Source organism: Leucobacter iarius, assembly GCF_039530105.1.
GTDB lineage: Bacteria > Actinomycetota > Actinomycetes > Actinomycetales > Microbacteriaceae > Leucobacter > Leucobacter iarius.
Genome location: NZ_BAAAOB010000001.1, coordinates 468,941 through 482,499, shown reverse-complemented (window position 1 = coordinate 482,499; position 13,559 = coordinate 468,941). Strand labels below are relative to the sequence as shown.

Genomic DNA, 13,559 nt, shown 5'->3' with positions numbered 1-13,559 from the left:
ATTCTCCTAGTAGTGCATCGTGCGATCGACGGCTTCGAGCACGCGATCGGCATCCGGCAGATAGATTCCTTCGAGGCGCGCGGGCGGGAACGGCACGTCGTATCCCGAGACGCGGAGCACGGGCGCCTGCAGCGAGTAGAAGCACTGCTCGGCCACGGTCGCGGCGATCTCGCTGCCGACGCTCGCGTTGCCCTGGGCTTCCTGGGCGACGACGAGACGACCGGTCTTGCGCACCGAGGCGAGCAGCGGCTCGTAGTCGATGGGCGACACGGAGCGCAGGTCGACGACCTCGAGGCTCGTCCCCTCGGCGGCGGCCACGTCGGCGGCCTGCAGCAGCGTGGTCACCATGGCGCCGAAGCCGACCACGGTGCAATCGGTGCCGGTGCGGGCGACGCGGGAACGATGCAGCTCGCCCGGGGCACCGGTCGGATCGACCTCGCCCTTCTGCCAGTACTTCGCCTTGGGCTCGAAGAACAGCACCGGGTCGTTCGACGCGATGGCCTGCTGGATCATCCAGTAGGCGTCGTTCGGGGTGGAGGGCGCGACCACGCGCAGGCCCGGAGTGTGCGCGAAGTACGCCTCGGGGCTCTCCTGGTGGTGCTCGACCGCGCCGATGTGCCCGCCGTAGGGCACCCGGATCACGACGGGCATGGGGACGGCGCCCCCCTGGCGGCTCGTGAGCTTCGCCAGCTGCGTGACGATCTGGTTGAACCCGGGGAAGATGAACGCCTCGAACTGGATCTCGATCACGGGACGGTACCCGGCCATGGCCAGACCGATCGCGCTGCCGATGATGCCGGCCTCGGCGAGCGGCGTGTCGAGCACGCGAGCCGACCCGAACTCGGCCTGCAGCTTGTCGGTGACGCGGAACACGCCGCCGAGCGGGCCGATGTCCTCGCCCATCAGCAGCACGCGCTCGTCGGCGACCATCGCGGCCCGCAAGCCCTCGTTGATCGCGCGGACCATGGGCAGCGTCTGCCGCTCCGCCAGCGTCTGCACGGCGCTCATGCGGTGCCCTCCTCGAACGATGCCTCATAGCGCGCGAGCCAGTCGCGCTGCTCCTCGATCCGCGGATGCGGTTCGGAGTAGACGTGGGCGAACATGTCGTCGGCGTCCGGCGCCGGCAGATTCAGGATCGCGTCGCGCACCCGCTTCGCCTCGGCGTCCGCCTCGGCAGCGGTGCGCTCGACGAAGGCGTCGTCGATGAGGCCGCGATCGCGCAGGTAGCGCTCGAAGCGCTCGATCGGGTCGCGCTGCTGCCAGGCGGCGAGCTCGGCGTCCTCGCGGTACCGGGTCGGATCGTCGCTCGTGGTGTGGGCGCCGATGCGGTAGGTGAGCGCCTCGATGTAGCCGGGGCCGCCGCCCGTGCGCGCCTCGCGCAGGTAGCGGCGTCCGACCGCGTAGGCGGCGAGCGGGTCGTTGCCGTCGATCTGCACGGCGCGCAGGCCGAACCCGAGCGCGCGGCGGTAGAGCGGGGTGCGCGACTGGCGCTCGACGGGCACCGAGATCGCCCAGCGGTTGTTCTGGACGACGAACACGACGGGGGCCTGGTAGCTCGCGGCGAAGATCATCGCCTCGTTGGCGTCGCCCTGGCTGGTCGTGCCGTCGCCGTAGAAGGTGAGGCTCGCGGCGTCCGTCGCGGTGCCGGGCTCTCCCGGTTCCATGTCGGTCGTGCCCGCGCGGCGCTTCGCATCGAGCAGCTGCCCGATGGCGTGGCCGGTCGCGTGCTGCGCCTGCGCGCCGAGCACGAGCGTGTAGAGGTGGAAGTTGCCGTTGGCGGGATCGGTGACGTCCCAGCCGCCGTGGGTGAGCCCCCGGAACTGCGCGGCGAGCTGCAGGAATCCGACGCCGCGGATCCGGGCGATCGCGTGCTCGCGGTAGGCGGGGAAGAAGTGGTCCTGGGGTTCCGCGGCGCGCGCGATTCCCACCTGGCAACCCTCCTGGCCGACGCTCGGCACCCAGAGCGCCAGTTGTCCCTGCCGCTGCAGGTGCGTGCACTCGGTGTCGAAGGTGCGGGTGGCGACCATGTCGACGTACCACTGCCGGAGCTCGTCGTCGGTGACGCCTTCGAGCTCGGCGGCGTACTCCGCCGCGGTTTCGGACGGCGCGAACCGTCCGTCCTCGTCGAGGAATCGGATCGGTTCCGGGTCGGCTCCGCTGTGCAGCGGGCTCGCGCTGATCTGTTCGGCCATCGTTCCGAGTGTAACGAGGCCGCATGACGAATCGCGGATATGTTCGGGGCGTCCCGCGAGCCCGCGCCTACCCGGCCGCGAGGAACTCGCGTACGATCCCGATCACCACGGGCAGGCTCTCGGCCTCCGCGACCGTGATGCGCACGCCCGCGCCCGGGAACGGGCGCACCAGGGTGCCCTCGGCGGCGAAGGCGGCGGCGAGCGCGGCCGCGCTCTCGACCCCGCCGGGCCCCTCGGGGATCCAGACGAAGTTGCCCTGCGCCTCGGGGATCGCAAGACCCAGCTCGCGCAGACCCGCGACGAGCTCGGCGCGACGGGCGACGAGCACCTCGATGCGGGCGGCGAGCTCGGCGCGGGCGCTCGGCTGCAGCGACGCGAGCGCGGCCGCCTCGGCGACGCCCGTGACCGAGAGCGGGATCGCGGTGACCTGCGCGGCGGCGAGGATCGCCGGGGCGCCGACGGCGTAGCCGATGCGCAGACCGGCGAGACCGTACGCCTTGGAGAAGGTGCGCAGCACGACCAGGTTGGGGTGGTTCGCGAGCACCTCTTCACCGCGAACCGCCTCCGGGTCGGTGACGAACTCGCGGTAGGCCTCGTCGAGCACCACGAGGGTGTCGGCGGGCACACGCTGCATGAAGCGCTCGAAGTCGGCGCGGCGGATCGTCGGACCGGTCGGGTTGTTGGGCGTGCAGAGCAGCACGATTCGGGTGCGCTCGGTGATCGCGTCCGCCATCGCGTCGAGGTCGTGCTCGGCGTCCGCGGTGAGCGGCACGGGGACCGAGACGGCGCCCGAGCTCAGGCCGAGCGAGGGGTACGCCTCGAAGCTGGGCCAGGCGTGCAGCACTTCGTCGCCGGGGGCCGCTGCCGCGGCGACGAGCTGGAACAGGATCGCGACGGATCCGGCGGCGAGGTGCACGCCGTCGAGCGAGACGCCGAACTCGGCGGCGAGCGCGGCGCGCAGCTCGGGCATCGCGGCGGCGGCGTAGCGGTTGACCGCGGCGGGGTCGGAGAGCACGTCGACGACGGCCTGCAGCGGCGGGAACGGGTTCTCGTTGCTCGACAGCTTGAACCCGGGCCGGGTGGGTGCCGCGCCCTGGCGGTAGGGCGGCACGGCGAGCACGTCGGCCCGCAGGCGGACCGGGGGACGGGGGGCTGCGGACGCGGCTTCGCTCATCCCCTCAGTTTAGCGAGCGAGGACGACGCCGACCCCGGCGACGAGCGCAGCGGTCGCGGCGACCGCGATCGCGGTCGCCGCGAGCAGTCGAGCCGCGCGGATCGCGCCCGCGACGGGCAGGCCTTCGGCGGTCAGGCGCCGCTCTTTCGCCTGCACCAGCGCGACGAGGGTCGGGCCGGCGAACACGGCTGCCAGCCCGAACGCCACGCCGATCGCGACCACGGCTCCTCCGGCGCCCTCGCCGGAATAGACGGTCCATGCGACGATCACCGAGCCGATGGCGGCCAGGCCGGTGAGCGCGGCGATGCCGGCGACGGTGAGCCGTCCCCATCCGGTGTTCGCCTCCTCCCGCTTGATCCGGGCGATGTGGCGCAGCGTCGACGCGGAGTGCAGGCCCTCGAGCCGGCGTTCGTCGGCGCGACCGGCGAACAGGATCGCGAGTTCGGCGACGAGCAGGCCGAGGAACGGGATCCCGGCGCCGGCCCCACCGGTCGCCACGGCCCACAGCGGCCAGGGCAGGCACGCGAGCGCGAGCGGCACCGCGAAGCGCAGGTGCGGTGCCTGCTCCCAGCTGCGCCGGTACTCGCCTCGGGGGCTCGCGGCGCGCAGCCCGCCGAACAGGATGACGAGGTTCTTGATCATCAGCACGACCACGACCACGCACGCCAGTGGGAAGAGGAGGGCGACGGCGCTCCAGATCGCGAACGCCGGGATCAGGCGCCGACGGGTCCAGATGGTCTCACGGAGGGCCCACGCCGTCGCGGAGTCCGTCGGGTCCTCGGCGAGCACCGCACGGATCAGCCGGGTCGCGCCGGCATCGGTGCGCGCGCCGTAGTCGGCCTGCTGCAGCAGCAGGCCGGAGTCGGCGGGAGCGATCGCCAGGCCGCGGCGCACCAGGCGCGCGGCTTCCGCGCGATCACCGGCCCGGCCCATGACCGATGCGGCGGAGCTGAGCACCGCCGCATCGTTCGGAGCGAGCGACACCGCGATCTGCGCGTGCTGACGCGCCAGGTGGAACGCTCCGGGCTGCTGCCGGCCCACACCCGCTTCGGCATGCGCGAGCAGTAGGTTCGCCGCCGGGACCTCGGGCTGCTTCGCCACCATCCATCGGGCGAGGTCCCGCGCCTCCTCGAAGCGCTCCCGGTCGATCAGGATCAGCACGAGCGTCATCGGCAGCAGGTCGTTCTCGGGGTCGAGCCCGACCGCGGTGCGCGCCGCGTGCTCGGCGGCGGCGAAGTTCTCGCGGGCCAGCTCGATCTCGGAGAGCAGGTCCCAGAGCCGCGGATCCTCCGGGAAGCTCGCGAGCCCGGTCCCGCACTCCTCCGCGGCCTCGTCGAGGCGACCGAACCCCTGCAGCGTCTCGACGCGCCTCGCGACGTCGCTCGCAGTCGTTCCGCGCTCGCCCATCGGGTCCTGCATGCGGCGGCGATCCTCTCGTGGTCCTCGGGCCAGGATAGGAGGCTCGCGGGATTCCCGGGCGGTTCCGCGGCCCTGGTGCGAGAATCGATGGCATGAGGATCATCGTCCGCATTATCGTCTGCGCGTTCGCGCTGTGGCTCACCACGCTGATCGTGGGCGGCAGCGGCGACCACGGCGTCTGGGTCGAGCCCTACGGCGACGACTCGAGCGCCCGGATCATGAGCTTCCTGCTCATCGCGCTCATCTTCGGCATCGTGAACGCCACGCTCGGCACCGTGATCCGCATCGTGTCGATCCCGCTCCGGATCCTGACCCTCGGCCTGTTCGGCCTGATCATCAACGGCTTCCTGCTGCTCGTGGTCGCCTGGTTCGCGAACGCGCTCGGCTGGGGCCTGCACGTCGACACGTTCTGGTGGGGCGTGCTCGGGGCGCTGGTGCTCTCGATCCTGTCGGGCATCATGAACGGGATCCTCGGCACCGGCAAGCGCGCGGACCGGGATCGCTGATCCGATGGCCGGGTCGACGACCGGGGCGTCCGTCGCCGCACCCCTGCTCGTCTGCTTCGTCTGCACGGGCAACATCTGCCGCTCGCCTATGGCCGACGTGGTGTTCCGCGCCCTCGCCGAGCGGGCGGGATCGGGCGACCGCTTCGCCGTGACCTCGCGCGGAACGGGCGACTGGCACGTCGGCCAGCAGGCCGATGCGCGCGGGCGCGACGCCATGCGCCGGGCCGGCTACGACGGCGAGGCGCACCGGGCCGCGCAGCTGAGCGACGCCGACATCGCGGGCAACGACCTGCTGGTGGCGCTCGACCGCGGTCACGCGGACGCGCTGCGCGAGCGCGGAGCGGATCCCGACCGGATCGTGCTGCTGACCGAGTTCGATCCCGAGCACCCCGAGGATCCCGACGTGTTCGACCCCTATTACTCCGAGCAGCCCGTGTACGACCGGGTGCTCGCTCAGGTAGAGCGGAGCTGCGCCGTGCTGCTGGAGCGGCTCTCGGCGCGCGACGCGGCGGGTTCCGCGGGTCCCGCGTAGCTCGCCACGGGCAGCAGATCGCTCCAGCCGAGTTCGAGATAGAGGCGCCGGCCGGCCGGCGAGGCGATGAGCACGCCCGTGTCGGCGCCCCGATCCATCGCCCACCCGGTGAGCGCCGCGACCACGCGACGCCCCAGGCCGCGCCGGCGGAATCGCTCGTCGGTCGAGATCCGGTCGAGGACCACGGAGCCCGCGGCGAGCGCCGCGATGCCGCGCGCCGCCTCGACGCCGTCGATCTCGAAGGACGCCCGGACCACGTCGCCGTCCTCAGCCAGGATCGCGTCGCCGTCGTGCGGCTCCGCCGTGAGGCGCACCGTCATCATCGTCTCGACCTGCGAGACCGTCAGCAGGCCTGCGAGCGCCGTCGCGGCGGCCGGCTCCAGGTTGCCGAGCACGGTCAGCCACCGCCGCGGGCCCGAGGCGAGCGCGGCGAGGCGCGCCGCCTCCGCGGGCGACGGATCCTCGACCACGAACTCGAGGTCGCGATGCTCGTCGCCGACCCGCACCAGCCAGGCGTCGCCGTCGCGCTCGAGCGGCTTCGCCCGGCACGCGGCCCAGCCCTCGGCCCATCGATCGACCATCAGCGACATCGCTGCTCCCCTCGCTCCCCTGCCCCGAGCCTACGCGCCGCAGGTTCGGACGACCCGGACCCGTTCAACCCTACGGATATGCTCGAGTCATGGCCGCACCCGAATCGCACCGCCGTCCCCCGCGATCCGCGACGCGGACCGCCGCACTGCTCGGCGGCATCGCCCTCGCTCTCGCGGCGTCCCTGACCGCGTGCTTCCCCCTGCAGCTCCCGCCGAAGCCCGCGCCGAGCACCTCGGCGGCTCCGGAGTCCTCCAGGCCGAGCGAGTCCAAGCCGAGCCCGAACGACTCCGAACCGGACGACTCGCAAGACGATGACGAGCGGGTCTTCGGCCCCGAGGATCCCGAGATCGACGGGTCCGGCCCGGTGGCACCGCGCCTGGAGGCCCTCGGCGACCGCTACCGGCAGATGCACGACGACGGGTCGCTGTGGAAGAAGATTCCGCAGACGAAGGAGAACGAGGGGGCGTACCTGGCCTTCCAGATCATCCTCACCGACATGCGCTCGGCGACCCGCTTCGGCGTCGACGATGCGACGCAGACCCAGTACGCGAAGCGTGCGAAGCACGCCGAGACCCTCCTGCTCGCCCAGAAGCCGCTCGGCACCAGCGTGAAGTACACGCTGAAGGACGGTCGCACCTTCCGCTACGACGGCGACACGGGCGAGGTCGGTCTCGACTAGGCCGGCGTCCGGATTCTGCCCGCTCCGCGCGATCCCGCTCCCCGCCCGGACGCATGGGAGAATGATCGGAGCAGCGCACGCCACCGACTCGGGAGAACGCCGAACATGACCTCGCTTCCCACGCAGCCCATCAGCCCGCTCGACGGCCGCTACCGCTCCGCGGTCGCCGGTCTCGGCGACTTCCTCTCGGAGGCGGGCCTCAACAAGGCCCGCGTGCACGTCGAGGTCGAGTGGCTCGTCTACCTCACCGAGCACTCGCTGCTCGGCGCCTCCCCCCTGAGCCCCGCCGAGGTCGCCGAGCTGCGCGCCTGGGCCGCGGACTTCGGCCAGGCCGAGATCGACCAGCTCGCCGAGACCGAGCGCACCACCCAGCACGACGTCAAGGCCGTCGAATACCTGGTGCGCGGCAAGCTCGACGAGATGGATCTGGGCCGCCTGGCCGAGCTGACCCACGTCTGCTGCACGAGCGAGGACATCAACAACCTCTCGTACGCCATCACGGTCAAGCAGGCCGTCGCCGAGGTGTGGCGTCCGAAGCTCGAGTCGGTCATCGTCGAGCTGGCGCGCCAGGCCGAGCAGTACCGCGAGCTCCCCATGATGAGCCGCACGCACGGCCAGCCGGCCACCCCGACCACGCTCGGCAAGGAGATCGCGGTGTTCGTGCACCGCCTCTCGCGCCAGGTCGCGCAGCTCGACCAGATCGAGTACCTGGGCAAGTTCTCGGGCGCCACGGGCACCTGGGCGGCGCACCTCGCCGCCGATCCCGACGCCGACTGGCTCGCGATCTCGCGCGAGTTCGTCGAGGGTCTCGACCTCGACTGGAACCCGATCACCACGCAGATCGAGTCGCACGACTGGCAGGCCGAGCTCTACAGCCGGATCGCCCACGTCAACCGGATCCTGCACAACCTGGCGACCGACATCTGGAGTTACATCTCCATCGGCTACTTCCGCCAGATCCCCGTCGAGGGCGCCACGGGCTCCTCGACCATGCCGCACAAGGTCAACCCGATCCGCTTCGAGAACGCCGAGGCCAACCTCGAGCTCTCGAACGCGATCCTCGACTCGCTCGCCGAGACCCTCGTGACGAGCCGCTGGCAGCGCGACCTCACCGATTCGTCGGCGCAGCGCAACATCGGCGTCGGCCTGGGCCACTCGGTGCTCGCGCTCGACAATATCCTCAAGGGCCTCGGCCAGATCGACGCGGCGCCCGAGGCGCTGGCCGCCGACCTCGACGCCAACTGGGAGGTGCTCGGCGAGGCGATCCAGACCGTGATCCGCGCCGAGGTGACCGCCGGCCGCTCCACCATCAAGGATCCCTACGCGGCGCTCAAGGAGCTGACCCGCGGCCGCCGCATCGGCCAGGCCGAGCTCGTCGAGTTCATCGCGGGCCTCGAGATCGGCGACGCGGCCAAGCAGCGCCTGCTCGCGCTGACCCCCGCCACCTACACGGGCGCCGCCGCGCAGCTGCTCGACCTGCTCCGCGGGTGACGCGATGACGGCGGGCACGGAGAACGGGGCGCCCCGGCGCCGCAGGTTCTCCCTGCTCGCCGTCGCCGACGAGTTCTTCTTCATCTTCGCCGGGATCGCGGCGTTCTGGCTCGCCTGGCTGCTGCTCTCCGAGAGCTTCCACCTGGGCTGGTGGGGCATCCTCGTCTTCGTGGTGTTCTGGGGCATGCTCGCCTACCTGGTGCTCCCCCGGATCCACCGCGTGCTCACCACGATCTACGTGCCCGACTACTTCATCGGGCGCACGCGCACGAGCGACGGCCTGCTCGGCGACCCGGTCAACCTCGCACTGCAGGGCGAGGAGGCGCAGCTGCACGCCGCGATGCTCGCGGCGGGCTGGACCCGCGCCGATCCGGTGACCGCGCGCAGCTCGCTGCGCATCGTCACCTCGACGCTGAGCCGCCGGAGCTATCACGAAGCCCCGGTCAGCCCGCTGTTCCTGTTCGGGCGGATCCAGGACTTCGCGTACCAGCAGGAGGTCGAAGGCAACCCGGCCAAGCGGCACCACGTGCGGTTCTGGCGCACGCCCGACGACTGGCTGCTGCCGGGCGGCGCCCGGGTCGGGTGGCTCGCCGCGGGCACCTTCGACCGGGCCGTCGGGTTCTCGCTGTTCACCTTCCAGGTGACCCACCGCATCGATGCCGACATCGACATCGAGCGCGACTTCATCGTGGACTCGCTGCACGGTGTGTCCCCGACGATCGAGCTCGAGATCCTGCGCGATTTCTCCACCGGCTACCACTCGCGCAACGGCGGCGGCGACAGCGTCCGCACCGACGGCCACCTGCCGGTGGTCGACCTGCGCGGGTTCGACGCGGAGGGGTTCGACGCCGACGGATCCGACACCGGTGATCGCGAAACCACCGGCATCGAGGGAGGTCCGGCCGATGCACCGCGATGAACCGCGCAAGCGCTCGTCCGTCGAGTCCCCCGCGCCGCTGCTCGCGCACGAGACGGCCGTCTCGCCGCAGGCCAGGCGCCCCGGCACCACGGCCCTCGGGGCCGGGCTGACCTTCGCCCGCGCCCTCGTCGGAGCCTTCTGGCTCGGCGCGTACGCCCTCGTCTGGCGCGAGATGGGCGCCGAGATGGACCTCGACGTCGACGAGTCCCGCATCGCTCTCTGGCTCGTGCTGTTCTTCGGCGGCATCGGCGTGCTCGTGCTCCTCGTGCTCGCCTGGATGATCTGGCGGGGCAGCAACTTCGCCCGCGTCGTGACGATGGCGGGGCTCACCTTCAGCATCATCACGGCCGCGATCGGCTACTTCCGGGCCGGCCAGGAGATCACGATCAACACGTCGCTGCTGACGGTCGCCCTCGACATCCTGGTGCTGCTGGCGCTGTCCAGCCGCGAAGCGCGCGCCTGGGCGCGCGGCTCGCGGGTCCGGCGCCGCCTGCGCCGGGAGTCCCGCCGCAGCGCCCGGTCCGCTCGGCGCACCGGCTCGGCCGCGCGCGGATCCGTCGTGGGAGGATCCTGAGAAGCTCCCGCCCGACTTCATCAGATGATTGCTTCCGGCGCTATCCGTACGACAAGCTGGAGGCACATCGCCGAAAGGATCTGCTGCACATGTCGGAGTCCCAGGACACCACCGCTCCCGCTCGCTTCACCCGCGAGGGCACGCGCCACCGCTTCACCGCCCGCACCGGCACTGTCACGGCCGTGAGCCGACCGGTGGAGGCGTACGTGCGGGTGACGCTGACCGGCCCGGACTTCGCCGACTTCGTCTCCAACGGCCCCGGCGACCACGCCCGCGTGTTCTTCCCCAACCCTGCCACGGGCGAATACCTCGCGCCGACGCCCGCGGGTCCCGGCGAGGACGGCATCGTGCGGCCCGACGGCCCGATGTTCGCCCGCGATTTCACGCCGCTGAACGTGCGTCGCGATCCCGAGACGGGCGAGGTCTCGGTCGACCTCGACTTCCTGCGGCACCAGGATCCCGGCCCCGCGGCTGCCTGGGCCGAGGCCGCCGAGGTCGGCGACTCGATCGTCGTGGTCGGCCCCCGCGGTTCGCACGGCCTGCCCCACGGCGTGCGCCGCGTCGTGATCGTGGCCGACGGCTCGGCGCTGCCCGCCGCAGCCCGCTGGGCGGCGGAACTGCCCGCGGACGTCGAGATCGAGGTCATCGCCGACGTGCCGCCGGCCGACCTGGAGTGGGTCGACGAGTACCTGCGCCTGCAGGGCGGCCGCGAGGTGCTGGTCAGCGAGGTGTTCGGCGGCCTCGACGACGCCGTGCGCGATACCGGGGTCGATGCCGAGACCTTCGTGTTCGGCGCGGGCGAGGCATCCCGCCTCGTGCCGCTGCGCCGCTTCCTCAAGTACGAGCTGCAGCTGCCGCGCGAGCAGTACGCGCTGAGCGGCTACTGGAAACGCGGCACGGTCGCGTTCGACCACCACGCGCCCATCGATCCAGAGGATCCCGACGAGGAGTGAGTCCGGCGCGGCGGCCTTCGGGCCGCCGTTCCCGCTTCCTAGTGCCAGACGTCGTCGGGGTGCTGCAGGTCCTTGCGCGCGGCCTCGTCCTCGGCGCTCGGCTTGCCGCCCAAGCCGACGAGCGCCACGACCATGACGGTCACGATGAACGCCGCACCCGCGAAGATGCCCGCCAGGGCGATCTCGCGCGTCGCCATGAGGACCACGAGCCCGGCGAACACCGAGAGCACCACGGCGAAGCCGATGAGCTCGAGCGGCTTCAGCCGATCGCGACGAGACGGGTCGACGGGTTGCTTCGAAGAGGATTCGGGCTGGGTCATGCTGTGGGTCCTTGCGTGAGGGCGTCCGCGGGTGCTCCGTCTGCTGCGGCCCCGCGCGAGTCGAATGCCGAGATGCCGAGGAACACGCCGCAGACGACGGCGTACCCCCCGAAGAAGCCGATCACCGCGACCGCATCGTCACGAGAGAGGAGGACGACGACCGCGAGCAGGGCCGAGAGCAGGACGGCGGGGAGGCCCGCCGCCCGGGTCTGCGTGCCGCGGAGCACGGTCGTGAGCTGGAGCAGCGCGACGAGGATCGCCCACGCGGTGACCACGAGCGACATCGCGAGCGTCTGGTCGGCGAACGGCAGCACCGCGAGCACCAGCGCCGCGGCGATCGCCGTGCCGGACTGCAGTACGGCGGTGCGCGCCAGCGCGGGATTCTGTCGCGATGCGGCGGCCTCGCAGGCCCACACCGCACCGAGCACGACGAGCGCGGCCACGACGAGCCAGCGGTCGAACGCCGCCTGCTCGTGCAGGGTCGCGCTGAACGCGATCGCGAAGCCAATGACGAGCAGCACGCTCGCGCGGACGAACCGCACGGCGCGGAGGCTTCGATCGGCCGTCTCCGCTTGGAGGTCTCCCTCGTTCACCGCAGCTGCCACGCGTTCTTCCCGCCTTTCAGGTCCGATCCAGTCTACCGCCCGGTGCTGGGAGCCGAGCACGCTCGTGCGGGCTCCCGCAGGAACCGCCGATGCGTGCGCGACTCGAGCCGCGCGGCGCGCGTTACATGCCGCTCGGCATGTCCTGGAAGCGCGAGTAGTGGCCCTGGAACGCGACCGTGACGGTGCCCGTGGGACCGTTACGCTGCTTGGCCAGGATGAGGTCGGCCTCGCCCGCGCGCGGGTTGTCCTTCTCGTAGCTGGACTCGCGGTGCAGCAGGATCACCATGTCGGCGTCCTGCTCGAGCGAACCCGACTCGCGCAGGTCGCTGATGGCGGGCATCTTGTCGGCGCGCTGCTCGGACGCACGGTTCAGCTGCGACAGCGCGATGACCGGCACGTCGAGCTCCTTCGAGAGCAGCTTGAGCGCACGGGAGAACTCGCTGACCTCCTGCTGACGGCTCTCGGACTTCTTGCCGCTCGAGAGCAGCTGGAGGTAGTCGATCACGACCATGCGGAGCCCGTGCCGCTGCTTCAGACGTCGGCACTTCGCCCGGATCTCGACCAGCGTGAGGTTGGGGCTGTCGTCGATGAACAGCGGGGCGTCGTTGATGCGCGCCTGCGTCGCGGCGAGCTTCTGGAAGTCGCGACTGTCGAGCGCTCCCTTGCGGAGGGTCTGCATGGGGATCGTGGCCTCGGCCGAGAGCAGACGCATGGCGATCTCGGCGCGGCCCATTTCGAGCGAGAAGAAGACGGTGCAGGCGTTGGCGTGCACGGACGCGGAACGGGCGACGTCGAGCGCGAGCGTCGACTTACCCATGGCGGGACGCGCGGCGATGATGATCATCTGGCCGCCGGCGAAGCCGTTCGTCTTCTCGTCGAGCTCGGAGAAGCCGGTCGGCACGCCCATCATGCCGCCCTCCTGGTTCTGCGCCTTCTCGATCTCCTCGACGGCGGCGAGCACGGCGTCGGAGAGCGGGACGTAGTCGTCGGCCTGGGCCGCGCCGGTCACCGAGTAGATCTCGGACTGCGCCTGGTTGACCAGATCGACCGCTTCGCCCTCGGCCGCGTACCCCATCTGGGCGATGCGGGTGCCGGCCTCGACGAGTCGGCGCAGCAGCGCCTTCTCGGAGACGATGTCGGCGTAGAAGCTCGCGTTGGCCGCCGTCGGCACGATGCTCGTGACGGTGTGCAGGTACTCGGCGCCGCCGGCGCGCTGCAGATCGCCCGTCTTGGTGAGCTGGTCGGTGACGGTGATCGCGTCGGTGGGCTCGCCGTGGGAGTAGAGCGCGAGGATCGCCTCGTAGATGACCTCGTGCTTGGGGACGTAGAAGTCCTTGCCCGTGAGCAGACCGGTGACGTCGGCGACCGCGTCCTTCGACAGCAGCATGCCGCCCAGCACGCTCTGCTCGGCGAGCAGGTCGTAGGGCGGGGTGCGCTCGGTGCCGCGACCCCCCTCGTCGTCCATGAGGGGATCGGGGATGCCGAGGTGGGCGATCGACACTCGTGTGCTCCTTCGTGCTGGCCGGGGAGGGTGTTCACCCATCAGACACCGGGCCACCGACATTCACGGTAGAGGGGTGCCGCGTGACCCACAAGGCGAGCGA

General features: G+C 71.5%; 15 protein-coding genes. 7 read left to right on the top strand and 8 right to left on the bottom strand.

What is annotated here, in order from left to right:
• Window positions 1-6: 6 nt before the first annotated feature.
• From ABD169_RS02085 to ABD169_RS02070, 4 genes are all read right to left on the bottom strand, one after another.
• The gene (locus ABD169_RS02085) at window positions 7-1,008 is read right to left on the bottom strand and encodes an alpha-ketoacid dehydrogenase subunit beta (RefSeq protein ID WP_344028677.1); all 1,002 of its coding nucleotides are present in this window, start codon (window positions 1,006-1,008) and stop codon (window positions 7-9) included.
• Window positions 1,005-2,192: a thiamine pyrophosphate-dependent enzyme gene (locus ABD169_RS02080; RefSeq protein ID WP_344028674.1), complete on the bottom strand. Its 1,188-nt coding sequence runs from the start codon at window positions 2,190-2,192 to the stop codon at window positions 1,005-1,007. Before ABD169_RS02080 ends, ABD169_RS02085 begins: the two co-directional genes overlap by 4 nt.
• A 67-nt stretch (window positions 2,193-2,259) precedes the next feature.
• Window positions 2,260-3,366, bottom strand: a complete 1,107-nt coding sequence (locus ABD169_RS02075) for a histidinol-phosphate transaminase (RefSeq protein WP_344028671.1) — start codon at window positions 3,364-3,366, stop codon at window positions 2,260-2,262.
• Between the two features lie 9 nt (window positions 3,367-3,375).
• Complete coding sequence (locus ABD169_RS02070) at window positions 3,376-4,785, bottom strand: tetratricopeptide repeat protein (RefSeq protein ID WP_344028668.1); 1,410 nt, start codon at window positions 4,783-4,785, stop codon at window positions 3,376-3,378.
• 92 nt (window positions 4,786-4,877) lie between these two features.
• On the opposite strand from ABD169_RS02070, the gene ABD169_RS02065 reads away from it, so the two are divergent.
• A complete protein-coding gene (locus ABD169_RS02065) occupies window positions 4,878-5,291 on the top strand; it encodes a phage holin family protein (RefSeq protein WP_046454986.1) in 414 nt (137 codons plus the stop codon).
• A 4-nt stretch (window positions 5,292-5,295) separates the two neighbouring features.
• Window positions 5,296-5,823 carry a low molecular weight protein-tyrosine-phosphatase gene (locus ABD169_RS02060; RefSeq protein ID WP_344028665.1) on the top strand — a complete coding sequence of 176 codons (528 nt, stop codon included), beginning with the start codon at window positions 5,296-5,298 and terminating at the stop codon, window positions 5,821-5,823.
• Here the strand turns inward: ABD169_RS02060 and ABD169_RS02055 are convergent.
• Window positions 5,745-6,413 (bottom strand): GNAT family N-acetyltransferase, encoded by a 669-nt coding sequence (locus ABD169_RS02055; protein ID WP_344028662.1) that lies wholly within the window; start codon window positions 6,411-6,413, stop codon window positions 5,745-5,747. The two genes, ABD169_RS02060 and ABD169_RS02055, sit on opposite strands and share 79 nt — an antisense overlap.
• 89 nt (window positions 6,414-6,502) lie before the next feature.
• Here ABD169_RS02055 and ABD169_RS02050 point away from each other — a divergent pair, with 89 nt between their 5' ends.
• The 5 genes from ABD169_RS02050 to ABD169_RS02030 all read left to right on the top strand — a co-directional run bounded on the left by ABD169_RS02050 (window position 6,503) and on the right by ABD169_RS02030 (window position 11,030).
• On the top strand, window positions 6,503-7,093 hold the full coding sequence (locus ABD169_RS02050; protein ID WP_344028659.1) for a hypothetical protein: 591 nt from the start codon (window positions 6,503-6,505) through the stop codon (window positions 7,091-7,093).
• A 105-nt stretch (window positions 7,094-7,198) separates the two neighbouring features.
• Complete coding sequence (gene purB, locus ABD169_RS02045; protein WP_344028657.1) at window positions 7,199-8,584, top strand: adenylosuccinate lyase; 1,386 nt, start codon at window positions 7,199-7,201, stop codon at window positions 8,582-8,584.
• Window positions 8,585-8,588: 4 nt separating this feature from the next.
• Window positions 8,589-9,503 (top strand): LssY C-terminal domain-containing protein, encoded by a 915-nt coding sequence (locus tag ABD169_RS02040; RefSeq protein ID WP_344028654.1) that lies wholly within the window; start codon window positions 8,589-8,591, stop codon window positions 9,501-9,503.
• Window positions 9,490-10,077: a hypothetical protein gene (locus tag ABD169_RS02035; RefSeq protein ID WP_344028651.1), complete on the top strand. Its 588-nt coding sequence runs from the start codon at window positions 9,490-9,492 to the stop codon at window positions 10,075-10,077. Before ABD169_RS02040 ends, ABD169_RS02035 begins: the two co-directional genes overlap by 14 nt.
• A gap of 89 nt (window positions 10,078-10,166) precedes the next feature.
• Window positions 10,167-11,030 (top strand): siderophore-interacting protein, encoded by an 864-nt coding sequence (locus ABD169_RS02030; RefSeq protein WP_344028648.1) that lies wholly within the window; start codon window positions 10,167-10,169, stop codon window positions 11,028-11,030.
• A 38-nt stretch (window positions 11,031-11,068) separates the two neighbouring features.
• On the opposite strand, the gene ABD169_RS02025 is transcribed toward ABD169_RS02030, so the two are convergent.
• From ABD169_RS02025 to dnaB, 3 genes are all read right to left on the bottom strand, one after another.
• Window positions 11,069-11,350 (bottom strand): hypothetical protein, encoded by a 282-nt coding sequence (locus ABD169_RS02025; RefSeq protein WP_046454980.1) that lies wholly within the window; start codon window positions 11,348-11,350, stop codon window positions 11,069-11,071.
• Complete coding sequence (locus tag ABD169_RS02020; protein ID WP_231580822.1) at window positions 11,347-11,892, bottom strand: hypothetical protein; 546 nt, start codon at window positions 11,890-11,892, stop codon at window positions 11,347-11,349. The genes ABD169_RS02025 and ABD169_RS02020 overlap by 4 nt, the downstream gene beginning before the upstream one ends.
• Before the next feature lie 184 nt (window positions 11,893-12,076).
• Complete coding sequence (gene dnaB / locus ABD169_RS02015) at window positions 12,077-13,456, bottom strand: replicative DNA helicase (RefSeq protein ID WP_046454979.1); 1,380 nt, start codon at window positions 13,454-13,456, stop codon at window positions 12,077-12,079.
• Window positions 13,457-13,559: the final 103 nt, after the last annotated feature.